This is a genomic window from Streptomyces sp. NPDC041124 (assembly GCF_055592385.1).
Map to the genome: position 1 here is coordinate 381,196 of NZ_JBVIYR010000001.1, position 15,507 is coordinate 396,702.

General features: G+C 70.7%; 15 protein-coding genes. 2 read left to right on the forward strand and 13 right to left on the reverse strand.

The annotated features are described in order from the left end of the window. Positions 1-12: 12 nt before the first annotated feature. From ACZ6A9_RS01810 to ACZ6A9_RS01865, 12 genes are all read right to left on the reverse strand, one after another. Positions 13-540 (reverse strand): pilus assembly protein TadG-related protein, encoded by a 528-nt coding sequence (locus tag ACZ6A9_RS01810; RefSeq protein WP_468976422.1) that lies wholly within the window; start codon positions 538-540, stop codon positions 13-15. Positions 541-599: 59 nt separating this feature from the next. Further along, on the reverse strand, positions 600-794 hold the full coding sequence (locus ACZ6A9_RS01815; protein ID WP_468976425.1) for a Flp family type IVb pilin: 195 nt from the start codon (positions 792-794) through the stop codon (positions 600-602). 150 nt (positions 795-944) lie between these two features. After that, entirely contained in the window at positions 945-1,820 is an 876-nt protein-coding gene (locus ACZ6A9_RS01820) for a response regulator (RefSeq protein ID WP_468976428.1), read from the reverse strand. After that, a complete protein-coding gene (locus tag ACZ6A9_RS01825; protein WP_468976431.1) occupies positions 1,817-3,361 on the reverse strand; it encodes a sensor histidine kinase in 1,545 nt (514 codons plus the stop codon). The genes ACZ6A9_RS01820 and ACZ6A9_RS01825 overlap by 4 nt, the downstream gene beginning before the upstream one ends. A 19-nt stretch (positions 3,362-3,380) precedes the next feature. Then, positions 3,381-4,268 (reverse strand): DUF5936 domain-containing protein, encoded by an 888-nt coding sequence (locus tag ACZ6A9_RS01830; protein ID WP_468976433.1) that lies wholly within the window; start codon positions 4,266-4,268, stop codon positions 3,381-3,383. Positions 4,269-4,289: 21 nt separating this feature from the next. Further along, entirely contained in the window at positions 4,290-5,234 is a 945-nt protein-coding gene (locus ACZ6A9_RS01835; RefSeq protein WP_468976435.1) for a type II secretion system F family protein, read from the reverse strand. An 11-nt stretch (positions 5,235-5,245) separates the two neighbouring features. Further along, positions 5,246-6,583, reverse strand: a complete 1,338-nt coding sequence (locus ACZ6A9_RS01840) for a CpaF family protein (RefSeq protein WP_468976437.1) — start codon at positions 6,581-6,583, stop codon at positions 5,246-5,248. 161 nt (positions 6,584-6,744) lie between these two features. Next, entirely contained in the window at positions 6,745-7,122 is a 378-nt protein-coding gene (locus ACZ6A9_RS01845; protein ID WP_468976439.1) for a TadE/TadG family type IV pilus assembly protein, read from the reverse strand. A gap of 1 nt (position 7,123) precedes the next feature. Next, complete coding sequence (locus ACZ6A9_RS01850; protein WP_468976441.1) at positions 7,124-7,522, reverse strand: pilus assembly protein; 399 nt, start codon at positions 7,520-7,522, stop codon at positions 7,124-7,126. Positions 7,523-7,527: 5 nt separating this feature from the next. Further along, the gene (locus ACZ6A9_RS01855) at positions 7,528-8,781 is read right to left on the reverse strand and encodes an AAA family ATPase (protein ID WP_468976445.1); all 1,254 of its coding nucleotides are present in this window, start codon (positions 8,779-8,781) and stop codon (positions 7,528-7,530) included. Positions 8,782-8,788: 7 nt separating this feature from the next. Next, positions 8,789-9,496: a Flp pilus assembly protein CpaB gene (gene cpaB, locus ACZ6A9_RS01860; protein ID WP_468976449.1), complete on the reverse strand. Its 708-nt coding sequence runs from the start codon at positions 9,494-9,496 to the stop codon at positions 8,789-8,791. A gap of 54 nt (positions 9,497-9,550) precedes the next feature. After that, positions 9,551-10,402: a hypothetical protein gene (locus ACZ6A9_RS01865; protein WP_468976451.1), complete on the reverse strand. Its 852-nt coding sequence runs from the start codon at positions 10,400-10,402 to the stop codon at positions 9,551-9,553. 421 nt (positions 10,403-10,823) lie between these two features. On the opposite strand from ACZ6A9_RS01865, the gene ACZ6A9_RS01870 reads away from it, so the two are divergent. After that, a complete protein-coding gene (locus tag ACZ6A9_RS01870; protein WP_468976453.1) occupies positions 10,824-12,533 on the forward strand; it encodes a chitinase in 1,710 nt (569 codons plus the stop codon). Between the two features lie 129 nt (positions 12,534-12,662). Here the strand turns inward: ACZ6A9_RS01870 and ACZ6A9_RS01875 are convergent, their stop codons facing one another. Continuing rightward, positions 12,663-13,985 (reverse strand): Nramp family divalent metal transporter, encoded by a 1,323-nt coding sequence (locus ACZ6A9_RS01875; RefSeq protein ID WP_468976455.1) that lies wholly within the window; start codon positions 13,983-13,985, stop codon positions 12,663-12,665. A 182-nt stretch (positions 13,986-14,167) separates the two neighbouring features. Between ACZ6A9_RS01875 and ACZ6A9_RS01880 the strand changes: the two genes are divergently transcribed. Next, entirely contained in the window at positions 14,168-15,505 is a 1,338-nt protein-coding gene (locus ACZ6A9_RS01880; protein ID WP_468976457.1) for a M14 family metallopeptidase, read from the forward strand. The last annotated feature ends 2 nt before the right edge of the window (positions 15,506-15,507 follow it).

Here is a 15,507-nt window from a genome sequence, read left to right on the forward strand (position 1 = left end):
CGTCGTTCGCTGTCAGTCGGCCAGGTGGACGTCGAACAGATCTTCGGGTTTCGGGAGCAGTTCCGCAGGCGCCTTCGGGTCCAACTCCCACTCCTTGCCCTCACAAGTGAGCAGGCCCAGGACACCGGCTGTCGGTAGCTCGAAGTCGCAGCGAGGCTCGATCACCGCAGTGGCCTCTGCACGGGACCTCTTGTTCTCAGTGCCCGGGACGATAGATTCTCCGACTGTCCCGATCGTCACAGCCTGCACCGTGAACGACAAAGGCCCACTGGGCGTGCAGAAAGCGGTCGCGTCGTTCTGCGCGGCAAGCTGATAGGCACGCCAGCACGAGGGACTGATCCCCGGCGCGTAGCCAGCAAAAATCTCCGCCCACACCGTGGGATCGTTGATGTTCTTCGTCAACGCGTCAGCGAGCTTTTCCCGCCTGTCCTGGGCTGCTGCGAGCGCCGCCGCGTCAGCTGCTGTCTGGGCGTCGTTACGGTTTGCCGCGGCCTGGCCGACTGCAAAGTATGCGAACGCGAGGAAGAGCAGGCCCCCCACCACCGTGATGTAAATGGGGAAAGCCTGCCCTGCGTCGCCGTAATTACGGAACAGCCGGATCAGCCGGTGACCTCGGCAATCTGCTCCGTGATCGCGTCGTAGATCGACTGCCCGATGTCCGTCCCCGTGATCGCCAGCACGATGGCCACGACCACCGCGATGATGCCGAGGTACTCCACCGCGGTCTGGCCCTTGTCGTCGCGGGCTGCGCGGGACTGGAGGTAACTGACGGTGGTGTTGATCCAGTTGCTCATGGTGGTCCCCTCCGGCTGACGCGGTGGCGGCCTCGTTGGTGGGGCCGCTTTCGACAGGAGAAACGTACGTCCGGGCGCCCCGTCCGCCAGAGGGTCCCAGGGCCCATTCCCGGGCCCAATCGCGGACCCACCGCTTCCTTGCCCTCGTTGTCACCGGAGTCCCCCCACTCCTCGACCCGAACCCGGTGCCGTGCCGAGCCACTTCGCCGCGGCCTCGGAACGGCTGGTGCTGTGGAGCTTGGCGAAGATGCGGTTGATGTGGTTCTTGACCGTCTTCTCGCTGATGAAGCAGGTGGCGGCGATCTGCTGGTTGTTCATGCCGGATGCGATGAGGTCCATGATCTCCGCCTCCCTCGTGCTGAGTTGAAACCCGGACCTGTCCGGAGCGGCCGGCCGGCCACCTGTCCGTCCAGACGTCGACTGTGCCACATCTGGTTGCAGTCGCGAAAGGTTTTCCGCAGAAGTAGGTGGGTTCGGGATGCGGGGCAGGCCGATCCCGTTGCGCTCATGGGGGGTTGCGTGCGTCGCACCCAGCCCTTCCGGCAGGGGTTGAGCGGGGCCGGGGCCCTGCCGGAGTTGCGAGAGCAACGCACCTGCCGCCGTGGGGGTGAAGTGCGGCCGGCCCTCCTTGATGTCGCGCACCGCCGACACCAGCTGGTCCGCCGTGAACTCGCCGTGCACCAGGTAGCCGCCCGCTCCCCTGCGCAGGGCCTCCTGGACGATCTCTGATTCCCTGCTGTAGGTCAGCATCACGACCGGGGCGATCCCCACCAGGTAGGGGAGCGCGGCGATGCCGTCCACGCCGGGCATGCGGACGTCCAGGAGGACCACGTCGGGGCGGTGGGTGCGGGCGGCCTCGTAGGCTTCCCTGCCGTCCGCCGCCTCCGCGACGACCGTGATGTCCTCGCGGCCGGTGAGGAGGGCGGTCAGGCCGGCGCGGACCACCGGGTTGTCGTCCGCCACGACCACGCGCAGCGAGGCCGGCGGGGGGACGTCCTCGAACGGGTTCGGCGGTGGTGTCGTCATGGCGTGCCCTCCGTCGGAGTTGTCGGCGTCACCGCCGCGAGCGGGAGTTCCAGGCGGACCTCCGTGCCCTGGGCGAGGGTGCCCCGGCCTATGCGGATGCGGGCTCCCACCGAGGCGGCCCGCTCGACCATGCCCACCAGGCCGAAGTGGCCCGCCCTGCGCAGGTTCTCGAGGTTCGTGCCCGGGGGGAGGCCGGAGCCGTCGTCGTAGACGCTGATGCGGAGGAGGTCTCCGTGGACGCCCGCGCGGACGTCGACGCGGGTCGGTCTCGCGTGCCGGTGGGCGTTCTCCAGGGCCTCCTGGGCGATGGTGAGGAGTTGGCGGGCCACCGCCGGGGGGACCGGGGGGACGGTGTCCTCGCCGGTCGGGGCGTACGACGCCGGCAGGCCGGTGCGCTTGCTGAAGTCGCGCGTGCGGGCTGCGAGTTCGACCAGGACGTCGGTGCCCTGGTCCGGGTCCGACTCGCGTCGGAGGTCGGCGAGGAGTTCGCGCGATTCCGCGGCGGCTCGGCGGGCCGAGCGGGCCACCAGCTCCGCCTGTTGCTTCACCAGGCCGGGGGTCATGCTCGGGGCGCCCGCCGTGGCGGCCAGGCCGTCGGCCGCCAGGGCCACTCCGTGGAGGGTCTTGGCGACCGAGTCGTGCATCTCCCGGGCGAGGCGGGCCCGTTCCGCGCTGACCGCCTCCGTCACCGCCAGGCGGGCCTGGATCGTCGTGAGGGCCTGGGTCGCCTGGCCCAGGCGGAGCATCAGCTTGCGGAGGCTGGATCCGACGGCTCCCGCGACCACGCAGAGGCCGGGGAGGAGCAGGGTCTGGGCCAGGTCGGTGTGCGGGTCCTCCAGGGTCGCGTAGACCAGCAGGAGGATCAGGCCCTGGAGGCTGGCGAAGACGGCGGCGCCTCGCCAGCCGTAGACCAGGCCCGCGAGGAGGGGGGTGCAGACGCTGACGTAGGCGAGGGTGGTGTCCGGGCCGGCGGAGACCAGGAGCAGGGCCCCGAAGAGGGTGTCCACGGCCAGGAGGGTGGGGTGGCGCAGGAGGAGGGGGCCGAAGCGTTCCCAGTCGCGGAAGAGGATGTAGGACGCCATGAAGGTGACGACCACGGCGGTCGCGACGAGGCGGGTGCCCCAGCCGGGACCGGCGTTGAGCAGGGCGGCGGGGGCGGCCACGGCGATCATCGCCAGGCGGAAGCCGAACACCTGCCGGCACAGGGCCTGGAGGGCGTTGGCCTGGATCTGCGCGTCGGGCGCGGGGTGCGGCGGGCGCGTCCTGCCTTCGGCCGGGCGGGAGTCCCCGCCCGCATCCCCCGTGCGGGGTCCGCCGTCGGGTACGGGTGGCCCCTGTGGAAGCTCGGTGCCGCCGGCTGCCGCGGGTCCGCGCACCGGCTCCCAGCCCGGTGGCAGCATCGGCGTCACCGACGTCACCGGGACGTCCGGGGCGCCGGTTCGCGCGTAGGGCGGGAGGACCGTGCCCGCCGGCGGGGTGGTGATCTCCGACGGTTCGGCGGGACGGCGGCGCAGCCGCGTGCGTTCTCTCGTCGTGGTCATGGTGAGCCTTGCCTCCGCCCTACTCGCCCGTGAGGGAACCGAAGTCGGTGCCGGAGCCGAGGATCAGGCCGGCGCCGAGGAGGATCATCGTGGCCGGGACCATGAAGGTGGTGATCATCATGGTGGCCTTGGGGACCGCGCGGGCCGCCTTCCTGCGGGCGTTCTGCGCGTCCGTGCGGCGCATGTCCTTGGCCAGCGACACCAGCGTGTCGACGATCGGCGCGCCCAGCTCCTCCCCCTGCTGCAGCGCGGTCACGAACATCGCCACCTGCTCGGAGTCGTTGCGGCGGCGCAGTTCCGCGAACGCCTGCCGGCGGCTCATGCCCAGGTCCATCTGCCGGAGTGTGATGCGCAGTTCGTCAGCCCACGGACCCTCGTACTTCGACGACACCCGGTCCAGTGCCTGCCGGAAGCCCAGGCCCGCGCTGACCACGACCGCCAGGACGTCCAGGAAGTCCGGCAGTGTCCGCTCGATGACGTCCTTGCGGATGCGGATCGCGGACCAGATGCCGACCTCCGTCCAGAACGCGCCGAACGCGAGCAGCAGCAGCGCCACGAAGAGCTGGCCGCGCATGAGGAACACCAGGAAGCCGACGCCGCCCAGGGCGCCGTAGACCGCGCGGCGGGCGGCGTAGCGGTCGATGGTGAGGCCGCCGGGGTTGCCCGCCAGGTCGATCTTGCGGCGGTACTTGGCGACCCGTGCCGGGCCCATGACGCGCAGTACGGCGGGGGCGTAGCGCATGCCCATGCGGTCGACGAGGGAGTCGACGGCGCCGGTGCGGGTGGAGCCGACCTCCAGGGCCAGCATCAGGTCGCCGGGGAGTTTCGCCTCGGCCCGGTACATGCGGATGCCGGCGAAGACGCCCCACACTCCGAGGCCCATCAGCAGGGCGAGCAGAAGTCCCATGTCGGTCAGCCTCCTCTCCGGTCAGACGTCGATGCGGGACAGTCGGCGGATGAGGACGAAGCCGACGGCGTACAGCCCGAAGGCGATGATCACCGCGGCCTGGCCGGCCGGGGAGCCGGTCATGCGCTCGAGGGCGCCGTCCTTCACCCCGTTCATCAGGAACAACGAGCCGACGCCGAGGACAGGAACGGCGTACGACGTCATGCTCACCTGGGAGAGCTGGGTGCGGACCTCGCGCCTGGTCTCCTTGCGTTCCTCCAGGGTCTCGGTCAGGTTCCGGAGGGCGCTCACCACCTGGCCGCCCGCCCGGTTGGACAGCACCAGGGTGGTGACCAGGACGACCAGTTCGCGGGAGGGGAGGCGGTCGGCGAGTTCGCCGAGGGCGTCGTCCATGGACGCGCCGACCGCGAGCTGGTTGGCGACCTTCGCCAGTTCCTCGCCCGCCGGGGCCTCCAGTTCCTCCGCGGCCATGCCGATGGCCGTGCGGAGCGCCAGGCCGGCCTGGGTCGCGTTGGCCAGGATGCGGGCCAGCTCGGGGAGTTGGTTGATGAACTTCTCGATGCGTTTCTGGCGCTGCCAGTTGAGGAACTGCCATGCCACCCAGATGCCGAGCAGTCCGGCGATCGGGCCGAAGAACGGGGCGAGGGTGGCCTGGCCGATCAGCCACAGCCCGGCGACGGTGGCGAGCATGGCGGCGAAGAACTCGCCGGGGGTGATGTCCAGGCCGGTGGCCAGCAGGCGCAGCTCCAGCTTCCTGCCCAGCTTGGTGCGGCGCAGCCGGCGGTCCAGGGTGGGGAAGTGGCGCCGGCGGCCGACGACCGGGATCTGACCCGTGGCCGAGAGGCGGTCCACCAGCGCCTGGCGCTGCGCCCTGCCGGAGGCGTAGGAATGCACCCCGACGACCGCGAGCACACAGGTCAGCAGGGCGATGCCGGTGGTCAGCCTGATCAGGTTCTGCAGATCCATGGGGATGGTTCCTACCTGGCTTCTCGGGTGGCGAGCTGGTCGGCGGAGTGGGCGACGCCGAACGCCTGCGGGACGGGCTGGCTCGCCATGAAGAGGCGGTCGGCGGTGCGGCGGGGCAGGGGGTAGTGCTCGAAGGCGCCGTGGACGCGGCCGTCGGCGGTCATCGGCTGCGCGTGGAAGCGGGCGACCGTGGCCAGCCGGTACGGCTCCGAGCCGTGGCTCTCCAGCAGGGCGATCTCGGTGATGCGGCGGGCGCCGTCGGCGAAGCGGGTGAGCTGGACGATCACGTCGAGGGCGCTGTTGATCTGGTCGTGCAGCGCCACGAAGGGGATCTCCACGTCGGACATGGAGGCGAGGGTCTGCAGGCGCATCAGCGCGTCCTCGGCGCTGTTGGCGTGGACGGTGGCGAGGGAGCCGTCATGGCCGGTGGACATGGCCTGGAGCATGTCGAGCGACTCGCCGCCGCGGACCTCGCCGACGACGATGCGGTCGGGCCGCATGCGCAGGGAGTTGCGGACGAGGTCGCGGATGGTGACCTTGCCCTTGCCCTCGACGTTCGGGGGGCGGGACTCCAGGCGGATGACGTGGGGCTGCTGGAGCTGGAGTTCGGCGGAGTCCTCGATGGTGATGATGCGTTCGCCCTCGGGGATCAGGCCGGAGAGGGCGTTGAGGAGGGTCGTCTTCCCGGTGCCGGTGGCGCCCGACACGATGACGTTGAAGCGGGCCTGCACCAGTCCCGCGAGCAGGTACAGCATCTGCTCGTCGAGCGAGCCGAGGCCGATGAGTTCCTGGAGGGTGAAGGAGCGCGGGAAGCGGCGGATGGTGAGCGTGGCGCCGGTCAGGGACAGCGGCGGGATGATGACGTTGACGCGCTCGCCGGAGGGGAGGCGGGCGTCGACCATGGGGTTGGCCTCGTCGACGCGGCGGTTCACCGTGGAGACGATGCGTTCGATCGTCTGCATGAGCTGGTCGTTGGAGGCGAACCGCAGGGGCAGTTGCTCGACCCGGCCGCCGCGCTCGACGAAGATGGCGTCGGGGCCGTTCACCATGATCTCGGTGATCGACGCGTCCTCCAGCAGCGGTTCCAGGATGCCGAGGCCGAGTGCCTCGTCGACGACGCGGCGGATCAGCTGGGAGCGTTCGACGGTCGACAGGACCGGGCCCTCGCGGCTGATGATGTGGCCCAGGACGCGTTCCAGCCGGGCCCGGCGTTCGGCCGCGGCCAGCGAGCTCATCTCCGCGAGGTCGATCTCCTCCAGGAGCTTGGCCCGGTAGGAGGCGACCAGGTGGCCGTCCTCGCCCCGTCCGCCCGGCTCCTCGGGGGAGTTGATGCGTGCCCGCAGGCTCATGAGTCGCTTGCTCCTCGTTCCGGTGGCTCGTCTTCTGCCGCTCGTCCTGGTCGGTGTTCGTCCTGGTCGGTGTTCGTCCCGGTCGGTGTTCGTCCCGGTCGGTGTTCGTCCTGGTGGTCCGTTCGTCCTGGTCGGTCCGTCCGGTCCTCGCGGCTCCTCGGTCAGCGGTCCTTCGGCATCGTGGCGGTCTTGCGGGCCGGGCCGAAGTCCCAGCCGGGGACGATCGAGGGGATGTCGACCGTGGCGATCACGGTGACCTCCTCGCCGAGCCCCACCGGCACGCAGGCGGTGCCGTCCGCCAGCCAGGAGCTGACGGCTGCCGTGCACGCCCCCTGGGCGCCCCGGTCCAGGGAGGCGCTGCGCGCGCCCGCCCGTGCCGCGGTGCCCGCCTGCTGGGCGGTGTAGGCGATCAGGCCGAGCTGCACAACGGCCATGCCCACGATGAGGAGGATGGGGAGGAAGCCCAGGTACTCCAGTGCCGCCTGCCCGCGGTCGCGGCCGCGGTCCGGCCGGTGGTGGTGGCTCCGTCGGTACGGCATCTCAGTCCTCCTCCTCCTCGACGGCGCCGGCGTGGCCCGTCACGTCGAAGGGGAAGGAGACCGTGCCCGGGAAGAGGAGGGGGACGTCCAGCTTCACGTCGGCGGTGACGAAGCCGCCTCCGGTCGCACAGGTCACGTCCGCTCCCCCCGCCCACGCTCCCGACAGCTTGTCGAGGCCGGCGTTCCGGCAGGCTCCCTGACGAGCCCCGGGGTCGGCCGCCGTCGCCGCCCGTACCGCCTCGTCCGCAGCATTCCCCGCGAGCGTGAAGGTGTATCCCACGAGCACCAGCTGCCACAGCACCACCAGTGTCACCAGGATCGTCGGCGTCATGCCGAGGAACTCGATGGTGACCTGGCCCCGGTCGCGTGCGCGGAGTTGCCGGAGAGTCGTCGTCCGCATGGATCTCATCCCCCGTCGTCCTTCTTCCGCCGGAAGCTCACCGACCCCCGGTCGCCACGCAGCCGGTTGCCCTTCTGGGCGCCCTCGGCGGCCTTGACCAGCCCGAGTTCGCCGGCCAGGCCCCACAGGGCCTGCTTCACCGTGCTCTTGTTCTCCAGTTCGTGGACGCGGCCGGCGTCCACCACCTGCTGGAGTTCCTTGAAGTGGGCGGGGACCGTGGTGGCCGCCACCGTCGTGCCGGTGATCTTCTGGATCAGCGGGGGCTGGATCTCCGTGGCCCGGGTGTGCCGGTTGACGACGATCGTGGTCTCCTCCGCCTTGCGGATCTGCAGCCGGTCCCACATCCGCACCGTCCGCTTCGCGCCCCGTACGGCGATCACGTCGGGCGTGGTGACCAGCAGGGCCCGGTCGGCCATCTCCACGGCCGCCGCGCCGGCCCCGCCGAGCTGGGCGCCGCAGTCGATGACGACGACCTCGTAGCGGGAGCGCAGGGCGCTGATGATCTGGCGGGTGGAGCGGTCGCTGACGTCCTCGCCGCGTTCGCCCTCGGCGGGGGCGAGCAGCAGGGCGAGGCCGGTGTCGTGGCGGAAGACGGCGTCGGCCAGGACGCGCGGGGAGATGTCGCCGACGGCGGCCAGGTCGACGACGGACCGGCGGAACTGGACGTCGAGGTAGGAGGCGACGTCGCCGGTCTGGAGGTCCATGTCGACCAGGGCGGTGGGGCGGCCGGACGCCTGGGCGGCGAGGGCGAGCTGGACGGCGGTGAGGGTGGCGCCCACGCCGCCCTTGGAGCCGCTGACGGTGACGACGGTGCCGCCGACACCGGTGAACACGTCGACACCGACGCCCAGATGGCGGCGGACGCCGACCGACCACTGGGCGACGGCCTGGACGCGGCTGGCGAGTTCCTCGTAGCTGAGCGGGAGGGCGACCAGTCCGCGGGCGCCGTAGTCCATGGCCGCCTGGAAGAGGCCGGGGCTCGCGTCGGAGGTGACGAGGATGACGCCGACGGAGGGGAAGCGCAGGGCGACCTCGCGGATCAGCTCCAGTGCGGGGACCGGGCCGATCCGCTCGTGCACGACCACGACCTCGGGCAGTTCGTCGACGGACTCGGCGGCCAGGCGCGCGAGGGTGTCGACGAGCTGGGTGGAGTCGGCCACCGGAGCCACCGGCTCGGCGTCCGGGAGCTGGCTGAGCAGGGTGGTGATGGACCGGACCGCGTCCGCGTCGCCGACTGCCGGGAGGATCCTGGTGGGCATGCGGCTCTCACTTGTCCTTGGCGAGTTCGTACGTCCGGTCCTGCTCCGGGACGGTGGTGCCGCCTCCGGGAGCGACCAGCGCGAGCCGGACCCGCTGGGCGAACGACTCGGCGTAGGTGATGCGCTGGGCGTCGATGGCGGACAGCGCGAAGGTGATCGGGACGGCGTCGGTGGGCTGTCCGCCCCGGTCGTTCTCGTCCGGCTGGAGCGCGGTGATCCGGCCCACGTCGAGGACCTTGGCGTTGGTCACGATGATCTTCGACTGGGCGGGGGCGCCCTCGCGTTCGCCCTCGAAGGTGGCGTAGACGTTGACCGACGCGCCCGGTGTGATCTTGCCGGCGACGCCGGTGGCCGCGTCGATCATGATGGCGACCTCCTGCTGCCCCGGCTGGAGTTCGGGCTGGTTCACGACCATGTCGCTCTGCAGCAGTGAGCCCTCGCGCAGGGTGGTCACGGCGATCTTGCCGCGGATGTCGGCGAGGTCGGTGACGGCGTTCTCCGACAGCCAGCGCTCGGGCATCGAGATCTTCTCGAACTGGTCCGTGCCGAGCGCGGTGTAGGGCGCGATGTCGGACTTCAGCCGGTAGGCGGTGACCTCGGGGCCGACCTTTGATTTCACGTCACTGATGACGGAGAGCACGCCGGCGAACGCGCCGAGGGCGCACAGGACCGACAGGAGCAGGAGTATCACGCCTCGGCGCTGACGGGAGTTCATGAACCGTACAACCTCATCGGGATCATCGGGCCGGCTGGTGCGGTGGACGAACGGTCAGGTGCGGTGGGTGAGGGCGGGTGTGCCCTCGGGGGCGGGCGGCACGGCGGAACAGAACACGCACCGGTCGCCGATGACGTCGATGCCGCACCAGTGGCAGGTGCCGCGCCGTACGGAGGTGACCAGCTGGTACAGGACGGACAGGTCGGGCAGGTAGGTGCAGAACTCGACGACCTTGCCCGTCCCCCACCAGCCCGGGGACTCGGCGGGCAGCGGGGTCTCGCGCAGCCCCTGCACCTGCCAGGCGGGGGCCAGGGTCGCGGTGACCCAGTCGGACTGGAGCTGGCCCTTGGCGACGAGCATCCAGGTGCCGAACTCGGGGCCGTCGAGCTTGGTGTCGGGACCGAGGCGGACGAGCTGGGGCTGCGGGTGGGCGAGTACGGCGAACTGGCTGCCGGGCATCCAGGATTTAGCGTGCTGCTTGAGGTTCACGGGCACGCGGTCGAGCCGGGCGACGGAGCCGAGCAGCGCCCCGGCGTGGATGTAGTGGATCAGCAGGCGGCCTGCGGAGGCGAGCACGCCGGGGCTGAGGTCGCAGGAGGCGAGCTGGCGCAACTGGCGTGCCAGGACGGCCAGTCCGAGCGGGGGCAGATCGGGGCGGAAGAAGGCGATGCGGTCGCTCTCCAGCAGGGAGCGCAGGGTGTGCAGGCGCCGCTGGACGGACGTGGGGGCGGCCCGGGAGCAGACGACGATGACGTGGCCGTGCTGCTCGACGAGCATCTGCAGTTCGGTCAGCGCCTGTTCCAGGGGGCGGGTGTCGATGTCCCGGAGCACGACGGCGGGCAGGGTCCGTTCGTCCTGGGCCGGCAACGCCATGTCGGCGCCGGTCACGGCAATGGCAGTTGGCATGCGCGGCTCCCCGTTCTCCCCGTACCCGGCAGCCCGCCGGGGTCGTGACTGCGATGCACCCCGGTGACTTCACTGCGTGACTACGTGAGCACTGTAACCGCGGGTCCGTGACCGGAGAACAGCGATTGTGTAGCCGTACAGCAACTCCTGGTGCACAAGGTGCGTCAAACCGGGACAGGTCGATCGTCCCGCCGGCTCGGCGCCGACCCGGCGGCGAGGGTTCCGCGCACCGGTTGGACGCCGGACCCCCACCCCCTGCCTCTCGGCCCACGTTCCCCTCCCGCGAGTGCCCTACTCCCGCCCCGGTGACGGGGTTTCCGGTCTGGACCTATTGACAAGAAGATTGGTCTGGACCACGTTGTCCCTCGAACGGTGGCCACCGTCGCTCCTGACTCCCCGACTTCCCCCACCGGAGGCCCCAGTGCACCGCGTACCAGGAACGCCCGGCCGCAGCAGACGCGTCTGGGCCGGAGCCCTCGTCTCCGCCCTCGCCCTCGCCCTTCCCCTCGCCGGAGCGGGCCAGGCGTCCGCGGCGGACGTCAACAACGCCAGGAACGCCGGCTTCGAGGCGGGCCTGAGCGACTGGACCTGTTCGGCGGACAGCGGCACCACCGTCTCCTCCCCCGTGCACGCGGGCGCGTCCGCCCTCAAGGCCACCCCGGCCGGGCATGACAGCGCCCGCTGCACCCAGACCGTCGCGGTGAAGCCCGACTCCACGTACCGGCTGAGCAGCTGGGTGCGGGGCGGGTACGCCTACCTGGGCGTCACCGGAACCGGCACGACGGACGTGTCCACCTGGAGCCCCGACTCCGGCAGCTGGAAGCAGCTCTCGACGAGCTTCACCACCGGCTCCTCCACCACCTCGGTGACGGTCTACACCCACGGCTGGTACGGCCAGGCGGCCTACTACGCGGACGACGTGTCGGTCTTCGGCCCCGACGGGGGCGGCGGCGGCGGTGATCCGGACCCGACGGTCCCGGGCACCCCGGCCGGTCTCACCGTCTCGGGCACGACGTCCTCCTCGGTGTCCCTGGCCTGGAACGCGGTGTCGGGCGCGACCGGCTATACCGTCTACCGCGACGGCACCAGGGTGACGGCGGTCTCCGGGACGTCGGCCACGGTGACCGGCCTCGCCGCCTCGACGTCGTACGGCTTCCAGGTGGCGGCGACCAACGCGGCGGGCGAGTCGCCGAAGTCGACGGCGGTGACCGCGCGCACGCGGGAGAGCGGCGGCGGGGGCGGTGACCTGCCCAGGCACGCGGTGACCGGCTACTGGCAGAACTTCGACAACGGCGCCGCCGTCCAGCGGATCTCGGACGTCTCCTCCCAGTACGACATCATCGCGGTCGCGTTCGCCGACGCCACCGGCACACCGGGCGCCGTCGCCTTCAACCTCGACTCGGCGGGCCTGGACGGCTACACCGTCGACCAGTTCAAGGCGGACGTCCGCGCCAAGCAGTCGGCCGGCAAGAAGGTGATCATCTCCGTCGGCGGCGAGAAGGGCACCGTCGCGGTCAACGACTCCGCCTCCGCGACGAACTTCGCCAACTCGGTGTACGCGGTGATGCAGGAGTACGGCTTCGACGGCGTCGACATCGACCTGGAGAACGGCCTGAATGCCACCTACATGACCCAGGCGCTGCGTGCCCTGTCGGCGAAGGCCGGCCCGTCGATGATCCTGACCATGGCCCCGCAGACCATCGATATGCAGTCGACGTCCAACGCCTACTTCCGCACCGCGCTGAACGTGAAGGACATCCTCACGGTCGTCAACATGCAGTACTACAACAGCGGTTCGATGCTGGGCTGTGACGGCAAGGTCTACAGCCAGGGCTCGGTGGACTTCCTCACCGCGCTCGCCTGCATCCAGCTGGAGAACGGCCTCGACCCGTCCCAGGTGGGCCTCGGCCTGCCGGCCTCGACCCGCGGCGCGGGCAGCGGCTACGTCTCCCCGTCCGTGGTGAACGCCGCCCTGGACTGCCTGACCAGGGGCACCGGCTGCGGCTCCTTCAAGCCGTCGAGGACCTATCCGTCCCTGCGGGGCGCGATGACCTGGTCCACCAACTGGGACGCCACGGCGGACCACGCCTGGTCGAACGCGGTGGGCCCGCACGTCCACGCCCTGCCGTAGGGGCGGCCGGTCCCGGTCACCCGTCGGCCCCGCCCGCAGCACGGTGGGCGGGGCCTTCCCCCGCACGCGGAGCGTCGGGGAAGTCCGTGAGGCATTTCCCCGACCCACCGTGTCATCGAGGGACGGCGGTCAGAAGAACTGCGACCACGGCTGGTCCCAGACCTGCTTCGCGCACAGCACGAGGAACAGCAGGCCCGCGACGGCGAGCATCGTGTTGCTGAGCGGGCCGTTGCGCCATTCCCGCGGTGTCCGCGAGGAGTTGAGGAGCCACATCAGGGTGAGGGCGAGGAACGGCATGAAGGCGGCGCCCAGCACGCCGTAGATGATGATCAGGCGGAACGGCTCGTCCTGGAAGAGCAGGATCATGGGCGGGAAGGTGAGCCAGAGCAGGTAGGCGCGGAAGGCCCAGGAGCGTTCGCGGCGGCCGGAGGCCAGCACCTCTCCCCTCGCCTCCCGCTCACCGCGCTGCCGGGCCAGGAAGTCGGCGAACATCAGGCTCACGCCGTGCCAGACCCCGATCAGTGAGGTGAAGGAGGTGGCGAAGAAGCCGATCAGGAAGAGCTTGCCGGTGGCCGTGCCGTACTGCTCCTCCAGGATGCCGCCGAGCTGCATCAGCCCCTTGTCGCCGCTCGCGATGGCGATGTTCGCCGAGTGCAGCAGCTCGGCGCCGACCAGCAGCATCGCGACGACGAAGATGCCGGTGGTGGCGTAGGCGACCCGGTTGTCCAGCCGCATGACCTTCATCCAGCCGCTGTTGGTCCAGCCCTTGGCGTTGACCCAGTAGCCGTAGGCGGCCAGCGTGATGGTGCCGCCGACGCCGCCGATCAGGCCGAGGGTGTTGAGGACCGAGTCCTTCTCGTCCGGGAGGACGGGCAGGAGGCCGGCGAAGGCGTCGCCGAGGTGGGGGGTGACCCGGACCGCCAGGTAGACGGTCACCACGAACATGACGCCCACCAGGACCGTCATGACCTTCTCGAAGACGTCGTACTTGTTGAACCAGACGAAGACCAGGCCCACCAGACCGCAGGCGATGCCCCACCATTGGAGGTCCATCACGTCCGGGAAGAGGGCCTGCAGCGGCAGGGCGCTGGACGACATCGCCGCCGCGCCGTAGACGAAGCCCCAGATCACCGCGTAGACGGCGAAGAACCAGGTGGTCCAGCGGCCGAGGCTCGCCCAGCCGTCGAAGAGGGTGCGGCCGGTGGCCAGGTGCCAGCGGCCGCACGCCTCCGCGAGGGAGATCTTCACCAGACAGCCGACGACCGCCGCCCACAGCAGGGTGTAGCCGAAGTTGCTGCCGGCGATGAGCGTGGCCACCAGGTCTCCGGCGCCCACGCCGGTCGCGGCGACGACGATGCCGGGGCCGATGTAGCGCCAGCCGGTCCTGCGCGGTCGGGGTCCGGGCGCGGTCGCCGCCCCGGTGTCCTGGGTGTTTCCCGTGGTGTCCGCCATGGGGTCAAGAAAGCGGACGGCTGCCGGTCGGACAAGAGGGCGTGCGGGGATCTTCACGGGATGCGTCCGGTCGACCGTCGACCGCCCCCCACACTTGACCTGATCATGTCATCAGTTGAGGATGACCGCACCGCACCACGCACGTCGCCATGAACAACCCCCACCTCCCACAAGGAGACTTCATGCGACTCCGCATCCGCGGCAGACGCTCCGCCGCCCTCGCCGGACTGCTCGCCCTCGCCCTCGCCGCGCCCCTCTCGCTGACGGCCACCGAGGCCGGCGCCGACAGCGCCGACCGGCCGGCGCCCACGGCCGACGACATCCGCCAGTACGAGATCCACCGCCACACGACTCCCCTGACCCGCACGGCCATCCAGCGCTCCGGGGTCACCGTCGACGAGGCGGACGAGGAGACCGTGGTCGTCTCCGGACGCGCGGACCAGATCCGCACGCTCCGACAGCAGGGCTACGAGGTCACGCCCTTGGGCGCGGCCCCGGACCGCTCGTCGGCCGCCGACGGGCTGCGCCTGTACGACTTCCCCTCGGCCGACTCCCGCTACCACAACTACGCCGAGATGAACGCGGAGATCAACCAGCGGCTGGCCGCCCACCCGTCCATCATGAGCAAGCGGGTGATCGGCACGTCGTACCAGGGCCGCGACATCGTCGCCATCAAGATCAGCGACAACGTGGCCACGGACGAGAACGAGCCGGAGATCCTCTTCACCCACCACCAGCACGCCCGCGAGCACCTCACCGTGGAGATGGCCCTGTACCTGCTGCGCGAACTCGGCGCGGGATACGGCAGCGACTCCCGGATCACGAACGCGGTCAACGGGCGCGAGATCTGGATCGTCCCCGACCTCAATCCGGACGGCGGCGAGTACGACATCGCCACCGGCTCGTACCGCTCCTGGCGCAAGAACCGCCAGCCCAACTCCGGTTCGTCGTACGTCGGCACCGACCTCAACCGCAACTGGGACTACCGCTGGGGCTGCTGCGGCGGCTCCTCCGGGTCCAAGTCCTCCGACACCTACCGGGGTGCGGCGCCGGAGTCCGCGCCCGAGGTGAAGGTCGTGGCCGACTTCGTGCGCAGCCGTGTCGTGGGCGGGAAGCAGCAGATCACGGCCGGCATCGACTTCCACACGTACAGCGAACTGGTGCTGTGGCCGTTCGGCTACACCTACTCCGACACCACGACCGGCATGACGGCCGACGACCACGCCGCCTTCAAGGCCGTCGGCCAGAAGATGGCCGCGAGCAACGGGTACACGCCCCAGCAGTCCAGCGACCTGTACATCACGGACGGGTCGATCGACGACTACCTCTGGGGCACGCACAAGATCTTCGGCTACACCTTCGAGATGTACCCGAGGTCGTCCTCGGGCGGCGGCTTCTACCCGCCCGACGAGGTCATCGAGCGGGAGACGTCCCGCAACCGGGACGCCGTGCTCCAGCTCCTGGAGAACGCGGACTGCATGTACCGCTCCATCGGGAAGGAGGGGCAGTACTGCGGCTAGCG

Excerpts from the sequence above, each read along its gene's own strand:
- ACZ6A9_RS01835 (WP_468976435.1), bottom strand. The coding sequence starts at position 5,234 with ATGGATCTGCAGAACCTGATCAGGCTGACCACCGGCATCGCCCTGCTG.
- ACZ6A9_RS01830 (WP_468976433.1), bottom strand. The coding sequence starts at position 4,268 with ATGGGACTTCTGCTCGCCCTGCTGATGGGCCTCGGAGTGTGGGGCGTC.
- ACZ6A9_RS01850 (WP_468976441.1), bottom strand. The coding sequence starts at position 7,522 with ATGCGGACGACGACTCTCCGGCAACTCCGCGCACGCGACCGGGGCCAG.
- ACZ6A9_RS01825 (WP_468976431.1), bottom strand. The coding sequence starts at position 3,361 with ATGACCACGACGAGAGAACGCACGCGGCTGCGCCGCCGTCCCGCCGAA.
- ACZ6A9_RS01875 (WP_468976455.1), bottom strand. The coding sequence starts at position 13,985 with ATGGCGGACACCACGGGAAACACCCAGGACACCGGGGCGGCGACCGCG.
- ACZ6A9_RS01840 (WP_468976437.1), bottom strand. The coding sequence starts at position 6,583 with ATGAGCCTGCGGGCACGCATCAACTCCCCCGAGGAGCCGGGCGGACGG.
- ACZ6A9_RS01845 (WP_468976439.1), bottom strand. The coding sequence starts at position 7,122 with ATGCCGTACCGACGGAGCCACCACCACCGGCCGGACCGCGGCCGCGAC.
- ACZ6A9_RS01880 (WP_468976457.1), top strand. The coding sequence starts at position 14,168 with ATGCGACTCCGCATCCGCGGCAGACGCTCCGCCGCCCTCGCCGGACTG.
- ACZ6A9_RS01820 (WP_468976428.1), bottom strand. The coding sequence starts at position 1,820 with ATGACGACACCACCGCCGAACCCGTTCGAGGACGTCCCCCCGCCGGCC.
- ACZ6A9_RS01865 (WP_468976451.1), bottom strand. The coding sequence starts at position 10,402 with ATGCCAACTGCCATTGCCGTGACCGGCGCCGACATGGCGTTGCCGGCC.
- ACZ6A9_RS01815 (WP_468976425.1), bottom strand. The coding sequence starts at position 794 with ATGAGCAACTGGATCAACACCACCGTCAGTTACCTCCAGTCCCGCGCA.
- cpaB (WP_468976449.1), bottom strand. The coding sequence starts at position 9,496 with ATGAACTCCCGTCAGCGCCGAGGCGTGATACTCCTGCTCCTGTCGGTC.
- ACZ6A9_RS01855 (WP_468976445.1), bottom strand. The coding sequence starts at position 8,781 with ATGCCCACCAGGATCCTCCCGGCAGTCGGCGACGCGGACGCGGTCCGG.